We start from the raw sequence: 22,762 nt of genomic DNA on the forward strand, positions 1-22,762 counted from the left end.
GTCCGGGCGGCCTCGGCCGAGGGCAGGGTGGCGTGCGCCGGGCCCGGGGCGGCCGGGGCGGCCTCCCGGGTCATCCGCTCCTCGGATCGTCGGTCTCCCGGTTCATCGGCCCCTCGGATCAGGCGCGCAGGCGCAGACCTCTCGGGGTGGCGAGGAACCCGGCGGCTTCCAGCGTCCGGCCCAGCGGCGAGGTGAGGGAGGAGACACCGTTCGTCCGCTCCACCGTCACCGTGCCCAGGGCGCCGCCGCGGGCCGAGGCGGCCAGGGCCTCGGCCGCCGCTCGCAGGGCCGGGGCCTCGGGGTCGGACGGCCAGGCCAGGAGGGTCTTCCCGCCCCGTTCCATGTAGAGCGTCAGCTCGCCGTCGACGAGGACCACCAGCGCACCCGCCTTGCGGCCAGGCTTGTGTCCGGCGCCGTCCGGGGGCTCGGGCCACGGCAGGGCCGCGCCGTACGCGTTGGCCGGGTCGGCCGCGGCGAGTACCAGAGCCTGGGGTTCGGTGCCCGGGTCCCGCCGGTCGCGGGCCGTGGAGGCCGCCCGCAGGCGGTCCACCGCGCCGTCCATCGCGAACTGGGCGGCCCCGAGCCCCTCGACCACATAGCCGCGCCGCGCCTGCCCGTTGTCCTCGAAGGCGGCCAGGACGCGGTACGTCGCGGAGAAGCCGCCCTCCACCCCTTCGGCCTGCACCGCGCCACGGGTCACCACGCCGTGCCGGTCGAGGAGGGTCCGGGCCAGGGCGTGGGCGCGGTGGGTCGGTTCCGGTTCGACCGGGGGCAGCAGGGACCAGCGGCCCGACACGGTCGGCGGGCCCGTTCGGGACGCGGGGCGGGCGGCGGCGGTGAGCGAGCCGTAGCGCCCGCGCGGGACGCTGCGCCGGGAGCGGTGGGCGGTGGAGCCCGCCGTCCGCCCCGACCCCAGGAGCGAACGCAGCGGGGCCAGGGTGTCGTTGGTGAGCCGCCCTGACCAGGCCAGGTCCCACAGGGCGTCGGCCAGTTGCTGGTCCGTGCAGTCCGGGTGAGTGGTGGCCCGGACCTGATCGGCGATCTGGCGGAAGAAGAGGCCGTACCCGCCGGAGAGCGTGGTGAGCGCGGACTCGTGGAGTGCCGCCAGCTCCAGCGGGTGCGGAGGGGGCAGGAGGAGTGGTGCGCTGTCGGCCAGATAGAGGGAGACCCAGCCGTCCTTGCCGGGCAGCGCGCCCGCCCCGGCCCAGACGATCTCCCCCGTGGTCGTCAGCTCGTCGAGCATCGCCGGGGCGTAGCCCATGACCCGGCTCGGCAGGATCAGCTTCTCCAGTGCCGACGCGGGAACGGGCGCGCCCTGCAGCTGCTCCACGGCACGGGCCAGCCCGTCGATGCCCCGCAGGCCGCTGGAGCCGAAGTGCTGCCACTGGGGGAGGAAGGAGGCGAGGGCCGCGGGCGGCACCGGCTCCAGCTCCTGGCGGAGCGCCGCCAGCGAGCGGCGGCGCAGCCGGCGCAGCACCGTGGCGTCGCACCACTCCTGGCCGATGCCCGCCGGATGGAATTCACCCTGGACGGTCCTGCCCGAGGCCGACAGCCGTTGCAGCGCGCCGTCGGTGACGGCGGTGCCGAGCCCGAAACGTTCGGCGGCCCTGGCGGCGGTGAACGGGCCGTGCGTCCGCGCGAAACGGGCGAGGAGGTCGCCGAGCGGGTCCCTCACCGGCTCGGTGAACGCCTCGGGAACGCCGACCGGGAGCGCGGTGCCCAGGGCGTCACGCAGCCGGCCCGCGTCCTCGATCGCCGCCCAGTGATCGGCTCCGGCGATCCGGACCTGGATCGCCCGGCGGGCCGACGCCAGCTCCGGCGCCCAGGACGGCTCGGCGCCCCGCTCGGCGAGCTCGGCGCCGGTGAGCGGGCCCAGCACGCGGAGCAGGTCGGCGACCCCCTCGACGTCCTTGATCCGCCGGTCCTCGGTGAGCCACTGCAGCTCCCGCTCCAGCTCGGTGAGGACCTCCGGGTCGAGCAGCTCGCGCAGCTCCGCCCGGCCCAGCAGCTCGGCGAGGAGGTGGGAGTCCAGGGAGAGAGCGGCGGCGCGCCGTTCGGCGAGCGGTGAGTCGCCCTCGTACAGGAACTGGGCCACATAACCGAAGAGGAGCGAGCGGGCGAAGGGTGAGGGCTCCTGGGTGGTCACCTCGACCAGCCGGACGCGGCGCGCCTCCAGGTCGCCCATCAGTTCCGTGAGCCCGGGGACGTCGAACACGTCCTGGAGGCATTCGCGGACGGCCTCCAGGACGATCGGGAACGAGCCGAACTCCGAGGCGACCTGGAGCAGCTGGGAGGCCCGCTGGCGCTGCTGCCAGAGCGGGGTGCGCTTGCCGGGGGAGCGCCGGGGCAGCAGCAGTGCGCGCGCGGCGCACTCCCGGAACCGGGCGGCGAACAGGGCTGATCCGCCCACCTGGTCGGTGACGATCTGCTGGACCTCGCCCGGGTCGAAGACGACGTCGGCGGCCGCCACCGGCGGCTGGTCGCTGTCGTACGCCACGGCTCCGGGCGCCGGCCCGCCCTCCCCGGCGTCCGGAGCGTCGAAGTCGAGCAGGTCCAGGCCCATCATGTCCGCGTCGGGCAGCCGCAGCACGATCCCGTCGTCGGCGTGCATGACCTGGGCGTCCATCCCGTAGCGCTCACCGAGGCGGGCGGACAGGGCGAGGGCCCAGGGGGCGTGCACCTGGGCACCGAAGGGGGAGTGCACGACGACCCGCCAGTCGCCCAGCTCGTCCCGGAACCGTTCGACCAGGATCGTCCGGTCGTCCGGGACGTGGCCGCAGGCCCGGCGCTGCTCGTCCAGGTAGGCCAGGATGTTGTCCGCCGCCCAGGCGTCGAGCCCGGCGGCCAGCAGGCGCAGCCGGGCGTCCTCGTCGGAGAGCCCGCCGATCTCACGGAGGAACGCTCCCAGGGCACGCCCGAGCTCCAGGGGGCGGCCCAGCTGGTCGCCCTTCCAGAACGGCAGCCGGCCGGGAACGCCCGGGGCGGGCGAGACGAGGACCCGGTCCCGGGTGATGTCCTCGATCCGCCAGGACGTGGTGCCCAGGGTGAAGACGTCGCCGACCCGGGACTCGTAGACCATCTCCTCGTCCAGCTCGCCGACCCGGCCGCCGCCCTTCTTCGGGTCGGCCCCGGCGAGGAAGACCCCGAAGAGCCCCCGGTCGGGGATGGTGCCGCCCGAGGTGACGGCGAGCCGCTGCGCGCCGGGGCGGCCCGTGACCGTGCCCCCGACGCGGTCCCACACGACCCGGGGACGCAGCTCCGCGAAGGCGTCGGAGGGATAGCGTCCGGCGAGCATGTCGAGGACGGCGGTGAACGCCGACTCGGGAAGCGAGGCGAACGGGGCGGCCCGCCGCACCAGGGCCAGCAGGTCGTCGGCCTGCCAGCTGTCCAGGGCCACCATGGCGACCAGCTGCTGCGCCAGGACGTCCAGCGGATTGGACGGGATGCGCAGCGCCTCGATGGCTCCTTGGCGCATCCGCTCGGTGACGACGGCGGCCTGCACCAGATCGCCGCGGTACTTCGGGAAGACCACCCCGGTGGAGACCGCGCCCACCTGGTGTCCGGCGCGGCCCACCCGCTGGAGGCCGGAGGCGACGGAGGGCGGGGACTCCACCTGGATCACCAGGTCGACCGCGCCCATGTCGATGCCCAGCTCCAGGCTGGAGGTGGCCACCACGGCGGGCAGCCGGCCCGCCTTGAGGTCCTCCTCGACCTGGGTCCGCTGCTCCTTGGAGACCGAACCGTGGTGGGCGCGGGCCAGCAGGGCCGGTGCGCCCCTGCCCGCGCCCGACTGGGCCATGATCTCGGCGGGCGCGTGCGCCTCCGGGAGGTCGGGGGCCGGGTTGTCGGGGTCGAACGCGGTGCCGGTCGCCCGCTCGTAAGCGATCTCGTTCAGCCGGTTGCACAGCCGCTCCGCCAGCCGTCGGGAGTTGGCGAAGACGATGGTGGAACGGTGCGACTGCACGAGATCGGCGATGCGCTCCTCGACATGCGGCCAGATCGAGGGCTTGTCCGCCTGGCCGGAGTCGCCGTCCGTGGCGGGGGAGCCGCCCAGCTCGCCCAGATCCTCGACCGGGACGACGACCGAGAGGTCGAACTCCTTGGTCGACCGGGGCTGGACGATCTCCACCTTGCGCTGAGGCGACAGGAAGCGGGCCACCTCGTCGACCGGCCGGACCGTCGCGGACAGGCCGATGCGCCGGGCGGGACGGGGCAGCAGCTCGTCGAGACGCTCCAGGGACAGGGCGAGATGGGCGCCCCGCTTCGTCCCGGCGACCGCGTGCACCTCGTCGAGGATCACCGTCTCGACGCCGGCCAGCGCGTCCCGGGCGGAGGACGTCAGCATCAGGAACAGCGACTCCGGCGTGGTGATCAGGATGTCCGGGGGCCTGGTCACCATGGAGCGCCGCTCGGCGGGCGGGGTGTCTCCGGACCGGATGCCGACCCGCACCTCCGGCTCCGGCAGGCCCAGGCGCACCGACTCCTGGCGGATGCCGGTCAGCGGCGAGCGGAGATTGCGCTCGACGTCGACCGCGAGGGCCTTGAGCGGGGACACGTACAGCACGCGGCAGCGCTTCTTCGCGTCGGCGGGCGGCGGCTCGGCAGCCAGCCGGTCCAGCGAGGCGAGGAACGCGGCCAGCGTCTTGCCGGAACCGGTCGGCGCGACGACCAGGACGTCGCTGCCCTCGCTGATGGCCCGCCAGGCGCCCTCCTGCGCGGCGGTGGGCGCGCTGAAAGCCCCGGCGAACCAACTGCGGGTCGCGGGCGAGAACGCGTCGAGCGCGGATCCGGTCATGCTCCCCATCGTGCACCCCGGCACTGACAACGGGCCGGTGACACCACCCGCAGCACCCCGCTCAGCCGGTGGCGCACGACCAGGACCTGCGAGAATGGCCCCATGACGGGAGCGGACGGCACGGAGGAATGGGCCCGGCACTGGCAGTACGCCGCGCTGCCCGACCTCGATCTGCTGCGGGCCCGGTACGTCCGTCACACCTTCCCCCGGCACAGCCACGAGGGCTACGTCTTCGGTGCGGTCACCGGCGGGGTGGAGGACGTGGGGCTGCCGGGAGGCACGGTCCACGCGGTCCCCGGAACCGTCGTCATGATCAACCCGGAGGTGCCGCACACCGCCCGCTCCGGGGCGCCCGAGGGCTGGGCGTACGCCACGCTCTACCCGTCGGCCCGGGTCGTCAACGACATCGCGGCCGAGGTGACGTCCCTGCGCGGCACGGTCGGCTTCGCCGAGACCCGGGTGACCGACCCCCACGCCTCCCGCCTGATCACGGAGGTGCACCGGGCGGCGGAGGAGGGCAACGCGCTGGCGGCCGACAGCCTGCTGCGGGTCCTGGTCACCCGGCTCCTCAGCAGGCACGGCAGCCCGTTGCCCGGACTGGCCACCCACACCGGGGGCGCGCGGAACGCCGTGCGCGCCCGCGCCGCGCTGGAGGAGCGCATGGCCGCCCCGCCCACGCTGGAGAGGCTCGCCGCGGAGCTCGGCACCGGCTCGTTCGCCCTGCTGAGAGCCTTCAAGAAGGAGTACGGGATGCCGCCGCACACGTGGCTCACCGATGCCCGGGTGCGCAGGGCCCGACGCATGCTCGACGCCGGTGTCGCTCCCGCCGAGGCCGCGACCGCCGTCGGCTTCACCGACCAGCCGCACCTCAATCGCCACTTCACCCGGATCGTGGGTGTGCCGCCCGGCGCCTACCAGCGCGAGCGCGGTGTGTCACGGCCCGGCCGGTGAGGGTTCGGGATCGTGCGGAAGAGGACGCGAGAACGTACCGGTGGTGGCGCAGAACCGCCAGCAGGTGGGCAGAACACATCGCCGAGTGTGCAAGAACGTACAAGACCCGGACCGAACGATCCCCGTAGCGTTCCGGGCGTGGCAGAACAGACAGCACCCCCAGAGCGCACCGGCCCGGCCGGTGCCCTGTCCGCCGGTCCGCCCGGTCCGCCCGGCCCGGCGGCCGAGGCCGGACCGGACAAGCCGGACGCGGCCGTCGTCCGGGACGCGCTCGGCGTCGGCATAGCGGTCGGGCTCTCCGGCTTCGCCTTCGGCGTCACCTCCGCCGGCTCCGGCCTCAGCCTGCTTCAGACCTGTGTTCTGAGTCTTCTCGTCTTCACCGGCGCCTCGCAGTTCGCCCTGGTCGGCGCGCTGGCCGCGGGCGGCAACCCCTACACCGCCGCGGCCGGGGCGTTCTTCCTGGGCGTCCGGAACGCGTTCTACGGTCTGCGGCTCTCCCAGCTGCTTGCCCTTCCCCGTGCGGTGCGGCCCTTCGCCGCCCACTGGGTCATCGACGAGACGACCGCGGTCACCCTGCCGCAGCCCACCCGGCGGGCCGCGCGCATCGGCTTCACGGTCACCGGACTCACCCTGTACGTGCTGTGGAACCTCACCACCCTGGTGGGCGCCCTGGGCGCCGAGGCGCTGGGCGACACCGACGCGTGGGGCCTGGACGCGGCCAGCCCCGCGGTGTTCCTCGCGCTGCTCGCGCCGATGCTCAAGAGCACCACCGAACGCGTCACGGCGGGGTTGGCGGTCCTGCTGGCTCTGACCCTGCTGCCCGTTCTGCCGGCGGGCGTTCCCGTCCTGCTGTCGGCGCTCGCGGCGCCCGTCGTCCTCTTCCTCATGGGACGGACGAAGCGGGGACAGGCCGCCCAGGGCGGTTCAAAAGCCCCGGACGGTTCGGAAGCCCCGGACGGTTCTGACGCCTCGGACGGTCCGGGGACCCGGCGGAAGAAGGGGGAGCGGCACTCATGAACGTCTGGATCGCCATCGGACTGACCGTGGTGGGCTGCTACCTCGCCAAACTCCTGGGCCTGCTGGTGCCCGCGGGCGTGCTGGAGCGACCGCTCGTCCAGCGGATGGCCGCCCTGCTGCCCGTGGCGCTGCTGGCGGCGCTGACCGCGCAGCAGACCTTCGGCGACGGCCAGCAGCTCGTCCTCGACGCCCGTGCCGCCGGCCTCGGAGCGGCGGCACTCGCCCTGGTCCTTCGTGCGCCCTTCCTGGTCGTCGTCGGCGCGGGCGTTCTGGTCACGGCGGGCGTACGCGCGCTGGCCTGAGCGGGGCGAGCGCCAGGGAAGCGGGGCGAGCGCCCGGACGGCGGGGCGAGCACCCGGGCGGCAGGGCGAGGAGGCACTCGTCCCGCCTCGCCCGGCATCCTGCCCGCCCTCCCCGCCGGAGGTGTGGTCAGCCGAGCGGACGACCGTACGAGCGGAGCGTTTCCAAGGCTCTGAGCGTCACCAGGGGACGCCCTTCCAGCGCGGTTCCCGGGGCCCACTGACGCCAGCTCACGGGCCATCCGCCGTCGTCCTGCTGCTCGGCGGCCAGGTGGTCGAGGGAGCGCTCCAGCTCCTCGTCGGTGAACCAGCGGCGGGCCAGGGAGCCGGGCGTACGGGCGTAGTCGTGCGGGAAGTGGTGCTCGCCCGGCGCGTAGCCCGCCGCCACCGGGTACTCCGCCCGCCGGGAGGGATCGAGCACCGCGAGGCGTTGTTCGCGCACCAGACGGCCGAGCCGGTCGGCCGCCGCCCCGGCGCGGGCCCGGTCAGGGGCGCCGTCCAGGAAGGCGACCGCGGCCTCGGCCTCGTAGGGATGGGTCTCCGCCAGAGCCTCGACGGCGCTCCAGCAGAAGTCCGTCGCCCGGAACAGCCAGGCGTGCCACACCTGATTGCGGTGCAGCAGCCCCACGACCGGGCCGGTCGCGAGCAGCTCCGCCGGCGGGTTGTCCACGATCGGGATGAACGGTGCCGCGGGATAACCGCGCTGCGTGGGAAGCAGAGCGGGCAAGGCGCCTTCTTTGGTCGACACATCGGTCAGATAGCGACAGATCCGTTCCACGCGCTGCCCGTCGCAGCGGTCGATCGAATCAAGAACGCTCAGCGCGTGGGCGGTGTGCAACGGCTGGCTGACCGGACCCCGGAGATCGGGTTCCAGCGCGTGACCGTAGCCGCCGTCCTCGTTCAGATAGGCGGAGAGGGCCGTTTCGACGGCGTCGGGATCTCCGCCCAGGAAGCCATGGGCGAACCTCCGCTGTTCGAGGACACGGGCCGTGAGCCAGATGAACTGCTCGGCTCGGGCGAGGGTGCTTGCTCCGGTTCCAGCCATGGACCGACCGTAGAGGGGAAAGGCGCCCGGCAGGTGCCCGGCGGACCGGCTGCACTCTCAGGAGCGGGATACTGGTGGCATGCGGTTGACGATTTTCTGGGAGCGGATGGCCTCCCACTTCGGTGCGGCGTACGCGGACTCCTTCGCCCGTGACCATGTGATGGCCGAACTCGGCGGCCGCACGGTGCGCCAGGCCCTGGACGCGGGCTGGGACGCCAAGGACGTCTGGCGCGGGGTCTGCACGGCCATGGACGTCCCGGCGGACAAGCGCTGAAGTCCGTGGCTGCCCCGGCGGGCGAGTCCTGGAGGCCAGGCACGTCGCGGCGTACGAGCGCGGAACTCCTCGTGCGGCTGGTGGACACGGGCCGAACGCGGCTGAACCCCGTCGGGACGGGAACGCCGACCCGGAACGGTCGACTCGGGGCGGGGGACCGGCGGCCGGCGGCATAGGCCAGACTTAACCCCGTGTCATCGACAGGCGAGACCGCCCCCGCCCAGCCGTCCGCACCCCCGCCCGCCCCGCCGGCCGCGCCACCCGCGCCGCCCTCCGGCCCCGGTGGTGTCCGCATGCCCGGCTGGCTGCCGCGTGCGATGGCGCTGGCCTTGGCGCTCTACGCCTGCTTCCTGCTCGGCAGCTGGGCGTTCGACCAGCTCATCGGGCTGCTGACGAACGTGCTGATCGCGTTCTTCCTGGCGCTCGCCATCGAACCCGCGGTCAGCCGGATGGCGGAGCGCGGCATGCGCCGCGGGCTGGCCACGTTCCTCGTCTTCCTCGGCCTGATGATCTTCGGCGTCGGATTCGTGGTGCTGCTGGGATCGATGCTCGCGGGCCAGATCGTCGACATGGTCGACGAGTTCCCCAAGTACATCGACTCGGTGATCAACTGGGTCAACCAGACCTTCCGCACCGAACTCTCCCGGGTCGAGGTCCAGGACAGCCTGCTGCATTCCGACTGGCTGCAGAAGTACGTCCAGAACAGCGCCACCGGAGTGCTCGACGTCTCCACGACGGTCCTCGGCGGGCTGTTCCGGGTATTGACGATCTTCCTGTTCTCCTTCTACTTCGCGGCCGACGGCCCCCGCCTCCGGCGGGCTCTGTGCTCCGTCCTGCCACCGGCCCGGCAGACCGAGGTGCTGCGCGCCTGGGAGATCGCGGTCGACAAGACCGGCGGATACATCTACTCGCGCGGTCTGATGGCGTTGATCTCCGGCGTCGCGCACTATGTCCTGCTGGTGATCCTCGGGGTGCCCTACGCCCCGGCACTCGCCGTCTGGGTCGGACTCGTCTCGCAGTTCATCCCTACCATCGGCACGTATCTCGCGGGCGCCCTGCCCATGCTGATCGCCTTCACGGTCGACCCCTGGTACGCGCTGTGGGTGCTCGGGTTCGTCGTTATCTACCAGCAGTTCGAGAACTACGTGCTCCAGCCCAAGCTGACCGCGAAGACCGTCGACATCCACCCGGCGGTCGCCTTCGGATCGGTCATCGCCGGCACGGCGCTGCTCGGTGCGGTCGGCGCGCTGATCGCCATCCCCGCGATCGCCACGCTCCAGGCGTTCCTCGGCGCCTATGTGAAGCGGTACGACGTCACCGACGACCCACGTGTGCACGGGGGCAGCAGCCGCGCGCCCAGGAGGCCGTTGCCGTCACGGATCCGCCGTCTGGTGGGCGGCCCCCGGCCCGCCGGGCGCGGAGACGCGGAGGACATACCGAACGGGCCGTCTCAGCGGTAGCAGCCGGTCGCGGCGGGCGGCCTCAGTGGTGGCGGCGGGTCGCGGCGGGGTGGTCTCAGCGGTAGCCCGTCACATCGGCCGGCAGGCCCGGGTCCTGGACCTCGGTCAGATATCGCCAGGCATCGGGCCGGCTTCCGTCCGCGTCCGTGAAGCCGTACACCTGGGCGAGCTGCCCGCTGGAGAGCGACCTGCCGTTCCAGCGGGCCACCTCGGGGTCGCCGGCGAGGGCGCGGACAGCCCGGCCGACGTACGCGGGGGACTCGGAGATCGCGAAGTGGGGCGCGTGCGCGACGGCGTCCCGCCAGGTGGTCTCGGTCACCCCGTGGGCCTGGAGCATGGCCTCGGACCGGAGCCAGCCCGGGGTGAGCGCCACGGCCGTGGCGTGGTGCGGCGCGAGTTCGTGGCCGAGGGCGAAGGCCATCCGGTTCACCGCGGCCTTGGCCAGGTCGTAGAAGAACGAGACGCGGTAGTGCGACGCGTTGTACTCGTCCGTCCCGTCGGTCATCTCGACGACCAGGCCGCCCGGTGTCTCGATCAGCAGCGGCAGCGCGAAGTGACTGGTGATGGCGTGGGTGTCGACGGCCAGCCGCAGGGTGTGCAGCCCGGTGTCGAGCGACGACTCCCACACCGGCTTGTCCCACTCGATCTCGGCGCCCCAGATGTCGTTCACCAGAATGTGCAGCGCACCCTGCTCGCTCGCGATCCGGGCCACGAGCGCCCTGACCCGGTCGGGAACCAGGTGGTCGACCTGGACGGCGATGCCCCGTCCGCCCGCCGCGTCGACGAGGGCCGCGGTCTCCTCGATCGTTTCGGGCCGGTCCATCTCGGAGCGCTCGGACCTGCTTGTACGGCCGGTCACGTAGACGGTCGCCCCGGCGGCGCCGAGCTGGACGGCGATCCCTCTCCCCGCCCCCCGGGTGCCTCCGGCGACGAGCGCCACACGGCCGGTCAGATCGCATCCGGGGGCCTGCCCTCCGTCAGGTGTTCCGGGCCCCGCATTCGCTCTCATATTGGTGAAATATAGGGTGAAGTGCTCAGGTGTGCAGCCTCGGCTGTATGCGGCGAGAGGCCGATGAGAGGCCTGCGGTGTTCGGCTGCCCTGTGCCGTCGAACCTTGAACGTGTGCCGTCGGAGTTCGAGTGGCGTGGATCACTGTGTCAGGGGCGTTGGGCGAGGAAGACGAACTCTCTGCCTGGCCGGTCAGGGGCATCGCGCACGTCGTGCACCACGTAGCCGTGGGCGACCAGATCCGCTACGACCTCGTCGCGCTCCCGGAAGCGCAGCGTCGAGTCCGAGGTCAGCACCTGTCCGTCCGCGGCGAAGGCGTAGGTCCAGCGGAAGGCCACCAGGGGCCAGCTCAGGTCGATCAGCTGGACCCAGCTCTCCACGGAGCCGGTGCCCGGGATCTCCGTCACGCGGTAGGAGTGCTCGCGGGTCCACTCCCTCCAGGCACGTCTGGCCGGATCGCGGGTCTCGAAAACCAGGTGCCCGCCGGGCCGCAGCGCTTCGTGGGCTCCCCGCAGCGTCTTCTGCCAGGCGCCCGGATCAACGATCTCCTGGGCGACGTTCGCTGTCATCGTCGCGAGGTCGACCTGCGACGGCGGGAGGGCTGTCACGTCACCACAGATCCAGCGCACTCGCTCACTGCCGGGTTTGGCCCGGGCGACGTCAACGGATGCCCGGGCGGGATCGACGCCGACGACGTCGACCCCGCGGTCGGCCAGGAGCAGTGCGAACACCCCGGTGCCGCAGCCGATGTCCAGAACCTGGCGCGCCCCGAGTTCTTGTGCCATCCGGAGGTAGGTATCGAGATCACTGCGGTCGGGGTCGAGCGGGTCGTGGATCGCGGCCAGTCGTGGATGCCCGAAGCAGTCGTCAGCCATGCGGCCGAACGTATGCGGAGTCGGGTGCGAAGGGCTACGGGGTTTCGCCGGCCTCTGCTGGTCGGGGCTTGCGGGCGAAGGCTTCCGGTCACCCTGACCACCCTGCACTGATCAAACGTCAATGGCACGAACTCGCAGATGATCAAGCTTCGATAGTGAAGATCAAACTTCGGTGGCCCCGGACGGCCGGGCGGCAGCCGCGGGGTCCGCGTGGTGCGCTTGACACAGAAATCGAACATCCATTCTGATGGGATTCCGGCCGGGTTTTCCCGGGCTCGGCCATGGAGTTGTCCACAGGCCGGGAGGACGTCGAGGCCCATTGTCAGTGGCAGGGGTTAGCGTCTGAGACGTGAAGCGATCGACTCAAGCAAATCGGGTGGAACCCATGGCAGGTAACGACCGCGAGAAGGCGCTGGACGCCGCACTCGCACAGATTGAACGGCAATTCGGCAAGGGTGCGGTGATGCGTCTGGGCGAGCGGCCGAACGAGCCGGTCGAGGTGATCCCCACCGGGTCGACCGCCCTGGACGTGGCGCTCGGTGTGGGTGGCCTGCCGCGCGGCCGTGTGGTGGAGGTGTACGGGCCGGAGTCCTCCGGTAAGACGACGCTGACGCTGCACGCGGTGGCGAACGCGCAGAAGCTCGGTGGCTCGGTGGCGTTCATCGACGCCGAGCACGCGCTGGACCCGGAGTACGCGAAGAAGCTCGGCGTCGACATCGACAACCTCATCCTGTCCCAGCCGGACAACGGTGAGCAGGCGCTGGAGATCGTCGACATGCTGGTGCGCTCCGGCGCGCTGGATCTGATCGTCATCGACTCCGTGGCGGCCCTGGTGCCCCGTGCGGAAATCGAGGGCGAGATGGGTGACTCGCACGTGGGCCTCCAGGCCCGTCTGATGAGCCAGGCCCTCCGCAAGATCACCAGCGCGCTCAACCAGTCCAAGACCACCGCGATCTTCATCAACCAGCTCCGCGAGAAGATCGGCGTGATGTTCGGCTCCCCGGAGACCACCACCGGTGGCCGGGCGCTGAAGTTCTACGCCTCGGTGCGCCTGGACATCCGCCGGATCGAGACGCTGAAGGACGGCACCGACGCCGTCGGTAACCGGACCCGCGTCAAGGTCGTCAAGAACAAGGTCGCCCCGCCGTTCAAGCAGGCCGAGTTCGACATCCTCTACGGCCAGGGCATCAGCCGCGAGGGCGGCCTGATCGACATGGGCGTGGACCACGGCTTCGTCCGCAAGGCCGGTGCCTGGTACACGTACGAGGGCGATCAGCTCGGCCAGGGCAAGGAGAACGCCCGCAACTTCCTCAAGGACAACCCCGACCTCGCCAACGAGATCGAGAAGAAGATCCTGGAGAAGCTGGGTATCGGTGTCCGTCCGGACGCGGCTTCGGGTGAACCCGCTGCGGACGCCGCCGCGGCACCGGCGGCCGACGGGGCGGCGAAGCCGGCGGCCACCACGGCTGCCAAGGCCAAGCCGGCCAAGACCGCGGCGGCCAAGAGCTAGGCCGTGACACGTCGTACGGAGTGGCCGGGCAGCCCCGCCGAGCTCGGCGACGCCCCTGAACCCGACTACGGGCCCGCTGAGCCGGAGGCGGGTGCCGGGCGGCCCGGGCGCCGCTCACGCGGTGGAGCGGGTGCCGGGAGCGGGTTCGGCGAAGGGGCGGGCCGCCGTGCCCGCTCCGGCACCAGAAGCAGCGGCTCCCCTTCCTCGTCGAGGGCCGAGAAGGGGGAGCCGCGTGACCCGGTCGAGCAGGCGCGCAACATCTGCCTGCGGCTGCTCACCGGGACGCCGCGAACGCGTAAACAGCTCGCGGACGCCCTGCGCAAGCGGGAGATCCCGGACGAGGCGGCCGAGGAAGTGCTCGCGCGATTCGAGGACGTCGGGCTGATCGACGATGCGGCGTTCGCCGGGGCATGGGTGGAGTCCCGGCACCACGGGCGAGGGCTCGCGCGCCGTGCCCTCGTCCGTGAGCTGCGGACGAAGGGCGTGGACTCCGCCGTGATCGACGAGGCGGTCGGCCGGCTCGACCCGGACCAGGAGGAGGAGACGGCGCGCGAGCTCGTGGCCCGCAAGCTTCGCTCCACGCGGGGCCTGGACCGGGACAAGCGGCTGCGCCGCCTCGCGGGGATGCTCGCACGCAAGGGATATGGGGAGGGCTTGGCCCTGCGGGTGGTGCGTCAGGCGCTGGAGGAGGAGGGCGAGGACACGGAAGGTCTGGACGAGCCTTTCTGACCTCTCTGGCCTCTCTGACCTTTCTGATCTTTCTGACGACGAGCCTTTCCGACGTCGGGGCCCGAAGGTCTTGGGTGGCGCCCGGCGCGGTGCGGGGGACGCTCGGTGTCCCGCGGAGCGGTTCGGGAGGGCGGCCGGTACTCGGCGGCCAGCGGCCAGCGGCCAGCAGTCGGTGGCCGCCGGCCGGTGGTACATGGTCAGCGGTCCATGGTCACTGCCCGGCCAGGGAAGCACGGCGGATGGTGGCGTCGACGAGGGCCAGGGCGTCCGCGGCGGTGCGGCCGGGACGGCGGTTCCAGGGGCCGATCAGTCCTGGCCAGCCCTGCGCGCGCAGCTCCGTGATCAGCCAGGCGCCCGCCCGGTCCACGGTGTCGAGGGAGCCGTAGCCGAGGCGGTGCGCGGAGATCAGAGCGCCGCAGACGCAGCGAGCCCCACGGGCGTTCCGCAGCCGGTACGGGGTGTTCTGCCAGCCCCACTCGGCCAGGATCTGCCGTGCGTAGCCGAGATGGGTCGACGGGCGCAGGTCGCCCTGCCCGATCCGCCGCCAGAGGTGGACACGGTCGGGCAGCATCGCGCCCAGCCGTCCGGGCAACGGGCGCTCGTGCGGGGGCGGTGCGGGCAGCGACCGCAGGGTGTCGTCGACGAGCCCGTCCACGGGTACGGACAGCAGGTCCCGCCAGTCGAAGGGCCCTGCGGACGGCGGCTCCGCCGGGGCGGGTACGGGCTCGAAGGGGGGCTCGGGGGCGGTGTGCTCCCAGCCGGTGACGATCTGCTGCCACGCCTGGGTGTCGTGCAGTCGGGAGGCCTGGCCGTCGAGCTGGTCGGGGGTGAGGAGAGCGGTCGCCATGAGTGCGTCATCTCCGTACATTTCGGTCCTCTGTGTGAGGCGAATGTCGGTTACGCGCGGCGATCGCTCCAGTGGAACGTGGCGTTCGGGTGCGTGACGTCCTCCCGGGAGCTGACGCCTGACACCTGGATCCAGGTGCCAGGCGTGTCAGGAGTCAGCTCCCGGGGCCGTTCCCGGCGTCAGCTCCCGGTTGTCAGGTGAAGGTGACCGGGAGTCCTGCGCCGCGCCATGCCTGGAAGCCGCCGATCAGGTCGGTGGCCCGGTGCAGTCCCAGTTGCCGCAGTGAGGCGACCGCGAGGCTGGAGGCGTACCCCTCGTCGCAGATGACGACGACCCGGAGGTCGTGGCCGACCGCTTCGGCGGCGCGGTGGCTGCCCCGGGGGTCGAGCCGCCATTCCAGTTCGTTGCGTTCGACGACCAGGGCGCCCGGGATCAGTCCGTCCCGGTCGCGGAGCGCCGCGTACCGGATGTCCACCAGCAGGGCTCCGGCCTCCGCCGCCGAGGCAGCCTCGGCCGGGCCGATCCGCTCGTAGCCGGCCCTGACCCGCTCCAGCAGTTCGTCGATGCCCACAGGCGGCGGGGAGTCCGGCACGGACTCGTCCCGGTTCGTGTTCCGGTCCTCGCTCACTGCCAGTCCTCCGGGCGCTCGGTCTGCTCCAGGCGGAGCACCGCGCCGGTGCGGCTGAACCGGCGGATCCGCGGCAGGGGCGGGTAGTAGGCGTGGACGGAGACCGCGTGCGCGATCCCGGACTCGTTGAGGACCTCATGGACGTGGTTCTGCCCGAAGGCCCGGCCCTGACCGGTCGCCAACCTTCTCGACCGGTCCACCCCGTCCGTCAGTTCCAGCGTCTTCCAGCCGTCGGTGGGCAGCCGCACGGCCAGCGAGTGCTCCTTGAGGGTGCCGGCCGCGGTGGTGAACGCACCGAACGAGTCGGCGTGATCGTGCCAGCCCGTGCCGGTGCCCGGCGGCCAGCCGATCAGCCACGCCTCGCTGCCGCCCGGCCCGTCGAGCCGGAGCCAGGTGCGGCCCTCCGGATCGAGGGGGAGCGAGGCGATGAGCGCCTGGTCCCGGGCGGTGCTGCGGACGAAGTCCATCAGCTCCGCGACCGTCGGCGCGGCGGAGGAGGAGGCGAAGGCGGAGGCGGCGGAGGAGGAGCCCCCGGCCATGGGGGCGGAAGGGGAGGGAACAGCGGCAGCCGTGGGCACGGCGGAGCGAGGGGAAGACACGAGGACCGTCCTGGGGAGTTCGCGCGAGGTCCGGCCGTGCGGAAAAGCGGCACGCACCGGCAGAGGGAGGCGATTCAGCAGGACGGGCGACACACGCAGCCCGCGTAACGGACGAGGTCCATATGGACCCTCCGCCACAGGCGCACATCGGTGTCGGTCATGATCTGGAGTACACCACGCGCGCCCGTGACGGTCAATCGATCACTTGAGCCCGGCGGAACCGTCGGCGTGGACCCGCGCCCGGGGCCGCTGCTCGCGCCCGGCATCTCGTTCGTCGGCGCCATCCCCCGGCTCCACGGGCTCCTGTGCCGCGCCGGGTGCACCGCCCAGAGCGGCCCGCGCCGCGGTGAGCAGCTCCGTGGGCCGTACGCCGCCGAAGGCCGCCACCAGGTGTCCGTCCGGCCTGACCAGCAGGACGGTGTGGGCCGATGCCCCCGGGTAGCTCTCGGTGACGAGCAGCTCCGTCGACCCGGGGAGCGCCGCCACGGCGTCCGTGAGGCGGGGCATGACGCCCGCGGTCTGCCAGTGCCGCCGGTCCCAGACGCCGGTTCCGGGCGCGACCAGGACCACCAGCGGATGGCCCTGCCCGAGCCGCTCCCGCAGACGCGCCGTCGTTCCGTCCGGCGCCGTCACCGTCACGTCGGCGACCGGCGCACCGGGGGGCGTACCGACGACGGTGTGCGCCTCGGTGTGCGGAGGCGAAAGGGGGGAGTGGGAGTACGAAGGGGGCGCACCCAGGGCTCCACAGCCGAGATGGCCGTCGGCGAGCAGGATGTCGTGGCCGCGTGCGGCGCCCGGGACCAGGGTCCGCAGGCCGCCACCGCCGCGCAGTATCGGCAGCGACTGGTCCGCGGCGCGCAGCCGCGCGGCCACCGCCGCCCGGCGCTCCGCCTGGTAGCTGTCGAGCAGATGCTCGGCCGGGCCGTCGTGCCAGGCGTGGGCCAGCTTCCAGGCCAGGTTCTCGGCGTCCCGGATCCCCTCGTCCACTCCCTGCGTGCCCACGGCGCCCAGCAGGTGCGCCGCGTCCCCCGCCAGGAAGGCGCGCTGCTTGCGCCAGCGCCGGGCGAGCCGGTGGTGCAGCGTGTGGACGCCGGTGTCCAGCAGTTCGTACGCCGGTGTCTCACCGCACCAGCCGGCCAGGGTGTCCCGGACGCGGGTGATCAGAGCTTCGGGGGTGACCAGTTCACCGCGCGGCGGCAGAAGCCAGTCCAGCCGCCAGACGCCGTCCGGCAGTGGCCGGGCGGAGACCTCGGCGCCCCCGGTCCGCCAGGGCGGCTGCCGGTGCAGGACGGCGTGGTCGGGCCAGGGCAGGTCGGCCCGGAGTGCGGCGACGGCATGCCGCTCCACCGCCGTACGGCCGGGGAACCGGATGTCCAGCAGCTTGCGCACGGTCGAGCGGGCGCCGTCGCAGCCGACCAGATAGCTCCCGCGCCACCAGGTCGAGCCCGGCTCTCTCGTGTGCACCGTGATGCCGTCGGGGTCCTGCTCCAGGGTGTCGATCCGGCTCATCGGCACCCGTTGGACCAGCGGAGCCTTGTCCGCCGCCGCACGGAGCGCGGCGCTCAGCGCATGCTGCGGAACATGGAGCGGCGCGGGAAGGAGCCCGGTGAGCGGAGTCTCGTCGTCGTCCCGCCGCCCCCCGCTCAGCGGCACGTTCCGGACCAGCTGCTTCCGGCGCATCGAACGCCACCCGGACCAGCGCAGACCGACCCGGTCCAGCTCCCGGCAGCCGAGGCGGCCCATCAGGCAGGCGGTGTCCTCGCGCAGTACGACCGTGCGGGCGGGGCGGGGCTCCTCCGTGCCGGGGCCCTCGTCGAGAACGACCGAGGGGACGCCCTGGGCGGCGAGGGCCAGCGACAGCGTCAGGCCGACGGGGCCGGCGCCGACGACGATCACCGGGTCCACGGCTCGTACTCTCCGGCCCGTACGGTCATGCGGAACGTGGCATAGGAAGCCGGGTGCGTGATCACAGAACGTATGCAACCCACTGGGGGTGCTTGCGTCAAGTGACCGAGGCAGCGACGCGTGCGCCGCTGCCTCGAATGCTTCTGCTCGTCAGGGCCGGGAAGGGCCCGGGACGGTCAGTCCTTCGTCACACCGGTCCCACCGGCACCGTCGGCCGTCGGGTCTGCGCCCCCTGCGCCCCCCGCGTCCGGACCGGGAACGGTCTCCACCGCGGGGATGCCGGCGGCCGGGGCGCCGGGCGCCACCTTGATGCCGGTCCTGGCGCGGCGGCCGCGCTTCTCGATCCACGTCGCCAGCGCCGAGAGCAGCAGGCACATCGCGATGTAGAGCGTGCCGATGACGACGATCGTCGAGACGTACGGGTACTGGCCGTTCACCTGCGTGTTGGAGGCGATCAGACGCGCGGTCTGGAGCAGCTCCGGGTACAGGATGATGAAGCCGAGCGAGGTGTCCTTGAGGGTCACCACGAGCTGACCGATGATCGTCGGCAGCATCGACCGGACGGCCTGCGGCATCAGGACGCTGACCATGACCTGCGTCTTGCTCATGCCGAGCGCGTACGCCGCCTCGCTCTGGCCCTTGGGCACCGAGTTGATGCCGGCCCGCAGCACCTCGGCCTGGACGCAGCCGTTGTAGACGGACAGACCCGCGGCCAGCGCCCACATCGAGTAGTCGGTGAGGAAGCCGACCCAGATGGCGTAGATGGTGATCAGCAGGGGGAGCGAGCGGAACAGCTCGATGAAGGTGGTCGCGGCCCAGCGGACCGGCTTGTGGTCGGAGAGGCGGCCCACCACCAGCACCACGCCGAGAACCAGCGAGCCGATCGCGGCGAGACCGAACGCCTTGAGCGTGGCGAGCAGGGCGTCGGCGATGTTCTGCCGGATGCCCGTGTAGTTGAAGATGTCCCACATCGCGGGGGCGAGGTGCCCCTTGTCGGCGAGCCGCATGATGCTGATCGCGATCAGCGCCGCGATGGCGAGGCTGCCGACGACCGCGTAGATCCGGTTGCGGACGACGGCCTTGGGGCCCGGGGCGTCGTAGAGAACGCTGGCGCTCATCGGGCGACCTCCATGCGACGCTCCAGCAGCCGGAAGAGGCCGCTGATGGTAAACGTGACGATCAGGTAGCCGATGGCCACCCAGATGAAGACGGGGACGATGTCGTAACCCCGGTCGCTCATCAGCTTCTGCCAGCCGAACAGCTCGGCGACACTGAAGGCGCCGGCGATCGCGGAGTTCTTCGTCAGCGCGATGAAGATGCTGCTCAGCGGCGGGATCACGGTCCGGGTCGCCTGGGGGAGCACCACGATCTGCAGCGTCTGGGCGAACGTCATGCCGATGGAGCGCGCGGCCTCGGCCTGGCCCAGCGGCACGGTGTTGATGCCGGAGCGGACCGCCTCGCACACGAACGAGGAGGTGTAGAAGCCGAGCGCCAGCGAGCCGAGTACGAACGGGCTCATCCCGGGGAAGAGGATCTCCGGCACGACGAAGAAGAAGATCAGGAAGAGCAGGGTCAGCGGGGTGTTGCGCATCAGCGTCACCCAGGCGGTGCCGAAGTACCGCAGCGGCGGCACCGGCGAGACCCGGAATCCGGCGATGAGCACACCGAGGACCAGGGCGATAACCGAGCTGACGGCGGTGATCGACACGGTTCCTATGAAGCCGTCGCGGAACTCTGGGAAATTGTCGAGCAGTACGTTCATGAGGTCTCCGCGTCGGCGGTCAGCGGCATCAGGGCAGGGGAAGGGGCGCCCCGTACGCCCGCGACGCCCGGAAGAACCGGGACGGCGGCGGTGGCGTACGGGACGCCTGGGTCACTCGCGGTGCGTCGTGACGGGTGACGGGGTGCCGGCCGTCGGACGGCGGGCCGGAGCCCGCGGTCCGACGGCCGACGGCGTCAGTAGCGCTCGATGGCCGGCGGCTCGACGTAGTCCGAACCGGACAGACCCAGCGTGGCCTCGTAGATCTTCTTGTACGTGCCGTCCTTGACGCGCTCCTCCAGCGACTTGCTGATGGCCTCGCGGAGCACCTTGTCGTCCTTGTTCAGGCCGACGCCGTAGGGCTCGTCGGTGAACGGGTCGCCGACGACCTTGAGCTTGCCGGAGTTGGCGGCCGCGTAGCCCTTGAGGATCGAGTCGTCCGTGGTGACGGCGTCGACCTGCTTGGTCAGCAACTGCTGGACGCAGTCGGAGTACTTGGCCAGCTCGACGACGCTCGCGCCGTACTCCGGCTTCTTGATCTCCTGGAGCGGCGTGGAGCCGACGATCGAGCAGACCTTCTTGCCCTTCACCGCGTCCTTGCCGGTGATCGACTTCTCGTCCGCGCGCACCAGGAGGTCCGCGCCGGCCTTGTAGTACGGCCCGGCGAAGCCGACCTGCTTCTTGCGCTCGTCGTTGATGGTGTACGTGCCGACGTAGTAGTCGACCTGGCCCTTGGAGATGGCCGTCTCACGGACGCCGGAGTCGACGGTCTTCCACTCGATCTGCTTGTCGGAGAAGCCGAGGTCGGCCGCGATCATCTTGGCGATCTCGATGTCGAAGCCCGAGCGCTCCTTGGTCGACTGGTCCTCGAAGCCGAGGTACGGCTGGTCGGCCTTGGCGCCGATGACCAGCTTGCCGCGCTCCTTGGCCTTCTTGAAGACCGGGGAGTCCAGGGCGACGTCCTTGGCCGCGGTGTACGTGGGCAGCGCGGGCGCCTCGGAGGAACCGGGCTTCGTGCCACCCGGCTTGTCACCGGCGGAGCCCTCCTTGCCACCACAGGCGGTCGCGGTCAGCGCGAGGACGGCGATGGCCGCGACGGCGGCGGACTGACGGAGCTTCATGTGAACAATCCTTTGGGTCGTAGGTCGTTGTCGTCAGTGGTGAAGGATCTTCGACAGGAAGTCCTTGGCCCGGTCGCTGCGCGGGTTGCTGAAGAACTGGTCGGGGGTCGCCTCTTCGACGATCTTCCCGTCGGCCATGAACACGACGCGGTTGGCGGCGGAACGGGCGAAGCCCATCTCGTGGGTGACGACGATCATCGTCATCCCGTCCCGGGCCAGTTGCTGCATGACCTCCAGGACCTCGTTGATCATCTCCGGGTCGAGCGCCGACGTGGGCTCGTCGAAGAGCATGACCTTCGGGTCCATCGCCAACGCCCGTGCGATCGCGACGCGTTGCTGCTGGCCACCGGAGAGCTGTGCCGGGTACTTGTCGGCCTGTACGCCGACGCCCACCCGGTCGAGCAGGGCCCGGGCCTTCTCCTCCGCGGCCTTCTTGTCGGCCTTGCGGACCTTGACCTGGCCCAGCATGACGTTCTCCAGCACCGTCTTGTGTGCGAAGAGATTGAACGACTGGAAGACCATGCCCACGTCGGCACGCAGCCTGGCCAGCTCCTTGCCCTCCTGGGGCAGGGGCTTGCCGTCGATCGAGATCGCTCCCGAATCGACCGTCTCCAAGCGGTTGATCGTGCGGCACAGCGTGGACTTGCCGGACCCGGAAGGCCCGATGACGACCACGACCTCGCCACGGGCGATGGTCAGGTCGATGTCCTGGAGCACATGCAGCGCGCCGAAGTGCTTGTTGACGTTGCTCAGTACGACCAGGTCGTTCGCCGCGGGCGCGGCACCCTCGGCGTCCTTGGTCACTGAAACTCCGCTCATCGGCTTCTTGCTCCGTCCTCCTCGGTTGAACAAGGACAGTAATGACGCAGTGCTACCAACGTCATTACATCTGAGCGGAAATTGAGCATAACGATCCGGCGGCAACCGGACACTCCGCGTGAACGGGACGCCCCGGCCGCCCCGGGGGCGTACCGGGTGCATAACGGAAACCCTGCTGTAACCGGCAGGCTCTTGACTGGTGTGCCCTTCATCGGCGTGGATGCCTTGAGCGGGCAAGACGTGAAACGTCGCGGAACGGGAAGTCCCATCGGGGCTCTCGGGGGCTCTCGGGGGCTCTCGGGGGCTCTCGGGGGATCTCGCGGATGAAGCGCGGGTTAATGTCGGGCTCTACCCGGTGACGCCGTGCGACGGTGAGACGCGAACGGAAGCGGCGACGCGAACGATTCCGGGACACGGAGAGGAGGGCCATGAGACTGCTGCTCGTCGAGGACGACGACCATGTCGCGGCGGCCCTGTCCGCCGTGCTCGCCCGGCACGGGTTCCAGGTCGTGCACGCCCGTAACGGCGAGGAGGCCCTGCGCGCCCTTCTGCCCGCCGAGAAGGAGCCCTTCGGGGTGATCCTCCTCGATCTCGGCCTGCCCGACCAGGACGGCTACGAGGTCTGCGGGAAGATCCGCAGACGCACCGCGACCCCCGTGATCATGGTCACCGCCCGCGCCGATGTGCGCTCCCGCATCCACGGCCTCAACCTCGGCGCCGACGACTACGTCACCAAGCCGTACGACACCGGCGAGCTGCTCGCCCGTATCCACGCGGTCGCCCGGCGCGCCACCAGCGGCGAGGACACCGCCCCGACCCCCGCCGCCGCCCTGCGCCTCGGGCCGGTCGCCATCGAGCTGCCGACCCGCCGGGTCAGCGTCGACGGCGCGGAAGTCCAGCTCACCCGCAAGGAGTTCGACCTGCTGGCCCTCCTCGCCCAGCGCCCCGGCGTCGTCTTCCGCCGCGAGCAGATCATCAGCGAGGTCTGGCGCACCAGCTGGGAGGGGACCGGGCGCACCCTGGAGGTCCACGTCGCCTCCCTGCGCTCCAAGCTGCGGCTGCCCGCCCTGATCGAGACCGTGCGGGGCGTCGGCTACCGGCTCGTCGCGCCGTCCGCGTAA

General features: G+C 71.8%; 21 protein-coding genes. 8 read left to right on the plus strand and 13 right to left on the minus strand.

Features of this window, described 5'->3' with window-relative positions; genetic code table 11:
• Positions 1-118: 118 nt before the first annotated feature.
• Complete coding sequence (locus PSQ21_RS27615; RefSeq protein ID WP_274033925.1) at positions 119-4,795, minus strand: Lhr family ATP-dependent helicase; 4,677 nt, start codon at positions 4,793-4,795, stop codon at positions 119-121.
• 102 nt (positions 4,796-4,897) lie between these two features.
• On the opposite strand from PSQ21_RS27615, the gene PSQ21_RS27620 reads away from it, so the two are divergent.
• From PSQ21_RS27620 to PSQ21_RS27630, 3 genes are all read left to right on the plus strand, one after another.
• Positions 4,898-5,746 carry an AraC family transcriptional regulator gene (locus tag PSQ21_RS27620; RefSeq protein WP_274033926.1) on the plus strand — a complete coding sequence of 283 codons (849 nt, stop codon included), beginning with the start codon at positions 4,898-4,900 and terminating at the stop codon, positions 5,744-5,746.
• 138 nt (positions 5,747-5,884) lie between these two features.
• A complete protein-coding gene (locus PSQ21_RS27625) occupies positions 5,885-6,763 on the plus strand; it encodes an AzlC family ABC transporter permease (RefSeq protein WP_274033927.1) in 879 nt (292 codons plus the stop codon).
• Positions 6,760-7,065, plus strand: a complete 306-nt coding sequence (locus PSQ21_RS27630) for an AzlD domain-containing protein (RefSeq protein ID WP_097870705.1) — start codon at positions 6,760-6,762, stop codon at positions 7,063-7,065. Before PSQ21_RS27625 ends, PSQ21_RS27630 begins: the two co-directional genes overlap by 4 nt.
• A gap of 127 nt (positions 7,066-7,192) precedes the next feature.
• Here the strand turns inward: PSQ21_RS27630 and PSQ21_RS27635 are convergent, their stop codons facing one another.
• Positions 7,193-8,107 carry a hypothetical protein gene (locus PSQ21_RS27635; protein WP_274033929.1) on the minus strand — a complete coding sequence of 305 codons (915 nt, stop codon included), beginning with the start codon at positions 8,105-8,107 and terminating at the stop codon, positions 7,193-7,195.
• A gap of 79 nt (positions 8,108-8,186) precedes the next feature.
• Here PSQ21_RS27635 and PSQ21_RS27640 point away from each other — a divergent pair, with 79 nt between their 5' ends.
• Both PSQ21_RS27640 and PSQ21_RS27645 read left to right on the plus strand, forming a co-directional pair.
• On the plus strand, positions 8,187-8,381 hold the full coding sequence (locus tag PSQ21_RS27640) for a DUF3046 domain-containing protein (protein WP_274033931.1): 195 nt from the start codon (positions 8,187-8,189) through the stop codon (positions 8,379-8,381).
• Between the two features lie 293 nt (positions 8,382-8,674).
• Entirely contained in the window at positions 8,675-9,841 is a 1,167-nt protein-coding gene (locus tag PSQ21_RS27645; protein ID WP_274035973.1) for an AI-2E family transporter, read from the plus strand.
• Positions 9,842-9,896: 55 nt separating this feature from the next.
• On the opposite strand, the gene PSQ21_RS27650 is transcribed toward PSQ21_RS27645, so the two are convergent.
• Positions 9,897-10,850 (minus strand): SDR family oxidoreductase, encoded by a 954-nt coding sequence (locus PSQ21_RS27650; protein WP_274033933.1) that lies wholly within the window; start codon positions 10,848-10,850, stop codon positions 9,897-9,899.
• 148 nt (positions 10,851-10,998) lie between these two features.
• Positions 10,999-11,724, minus strand: a complete 726-nt coding sequence (locus PSQ21_RS27655; RefSeq protein ID WP_274033934.1) for a class I SAM-dependent methyltransferase — start codon at positions 11,722-11,724, stop codon at positions 10,999-11,001.
• Between the two features lie 385 nt (positions 11,725-12,109).
• On the opposite strand from PSQ21_RS27655, the gene recA reads away from it, so the two are divergent.
• Positions 12,110-13,234, plus strand: a complete 1,125-nt coding sequence (recA, locus tag PSQ21_RS27660; RefSeq protein ID WP_274033936.1) for a recombinase RecA — start codon at positions 12,110-12,112, stop codon at positions 13,232-13,234.
• A gap of 3 nt (positions 13,235-13,237) precedes the next feature.
• Positions 13,238-13,963: a recombination regulator RecX gene (gene recX / locus PSQ21_RS27665; RefSeq protein ID WP_274033937.1), complete on the plus strand. Its 726-nt coding sequence runs from the start codon at positions 13,238-13,240 to the stop codon at positions 13,961-13,963.
• A gap of 211 nt (positions 13,964-14,174) precedes the next feature.
• Here recX and PSQ21_RS27670 read toward each other — a convergent pair whose 3' ends face one another.
• The 9 genes from PSQ21_RS27670 to PSQ21_RS27705 form a co-directional block, all read right to left on the minus strand.
• Complete coding sequence (locus PSQ21_RS27670) at positions 14,175-14,810, minus strand: DUF6197 family protein (protein WP_274033939.1); 636 nt, start codon at positions 14,808-14,810, stop codon at positions 14,175-14,177.
• A gap of 193 nt (positions 14,811-15,003) precedes the next feature.
• Positions 15,004-15,438 carry a rhodanese-like domain-containing protein gene (locus tag PSQ21_RS27675; RefSeq protein ID WP_274033941.1) on the minus strand — a complete coding sequence of 145 codons (435 nt, stop codon included), beginning with the start codon at positions 15,436-15,438 and terminating at the stop codon, positions 15,004-15,006.
• Positions 15,435-16,037 carry a cysteine dioxygenase gene (locus PSQ21_RS27680; protein WP_274033943.1) on the minus strand — a complete coding sequence of 201 codons (603 nt, stop codon included), beginning with the start codon at positions 16,035-16,037 and terminating at the stop codon, positions 15,435-15,437. Before PSQ21_RS27680 ends, PSQ21_RS27675 begins: the two co-directional genes overlap by 4 nt.
• Before the next feature lie 74 nt (positions 16,038-16,111).
• The gene (locus tag PSQ21_RS37900) at positions 16,112-16,321 is read right to left on the minus strand and encodes a putative leader peptide (RefSeq protein ID WP_443334405.1); all 210 of its coding nucleotides are present in this window, start codon (positions 16,319-16,321) and stop codon (positions 16,112-16,114) included.
• A complete protein-coding gene (locus PSQ21_RS27685; protein WP_274033945.1) occupies positions 16,239-17,942 on the minus strand; it encodes an FAD-dependent monooxygenase in 1,704 nt (567 codons plus the stop codon). Before PSQ21_RS27685 ends, PSQ21_RS37900 begins: the two co-directional genes overlap by 83 nt.
• Before the next feature lie 176 nt (positions 17,943-18,118).
• Positions 18,119-19,060 (minus strand): amino acid ABC transporter permease, encoded by a 942-nt coding sequence (locus tag PSQ21_RS27690; RefSeq protein WP_274033947.1) that lies wholly within the window; start codon positions 19,058-19,060, stop codon positions 18,119-18,121.
• Positions 19,057-19,704 carry an amino acid ABC transporter permease gene (locus PSQ21_RS27695; protein WP_097870537.1) on the minus strand — a complete coding sequence of 216 codons (648 nt, stop codon included), beginning with the start codon at positions 19,702-19,704 and terminating at the stop codon, positions 19,057-19,059. Before PSQ21_RS27695 ends, PSQ21_RS27690 begins: the two co-directional genes overlap by 4 nt.
• A 194-nt stretch (positions 19,705-19,898) precedes the next feature.
• The gene (locus PSQ21_RS27700; RefSeq protein ID WP_274033949.1) at positions 19,899-20,822 is read right to left on the minus strand and encodes a glutamate ABC transporter substrate-binding protein; all 924 of its coding nucleotides are present in this window, start codon (positions 20,820-20,822) and stop codon (positions 19,899-19,901) included.
• 33 nt (positions 20,823-20,855) lie between these two features.
• The gene (locus tag PSQ21_RS27705; RefSeq protein WP_274033950.1) at positions 20,856-21,641 is read right to left on the minus strand and encodes an amino acid ABC transporter ATP-binding protein; all 786 of its coding nucleotides are present in this window, start codon (positions 21,639-21,641) and stop codon (positions 20,856-20,858) included.
• 428 nt (positions 21,642-22,069) lie between these two features.
• Here PSQ21_RS27705 and PSQ21_RS27710 point away from each other — a divergent pair, with 428 nt between their 5' ends.
• Positions 22,070-22,762 carry a response regulator transcription factor gene (locus tag PSQ21_RS27710; RefSeq protein WP_274033951.1) on the plus strand — a complete coding sequence of 231 codons (693 nt, stop codon included), beginning with the start codon at positions 22,070-22,072 and terminating at the stop codon, positions 22,760-22,762.

Source organism: Streptomyces sp. MMBL 11-1, from assembly GCF_028622875.1.
In the GTDB taxonomy this organism is placed as follows: Bacteria; Actinomycetota; Actinomycetes; order Streptomycetales; family Streptomycetaceae; genus Streptomyces.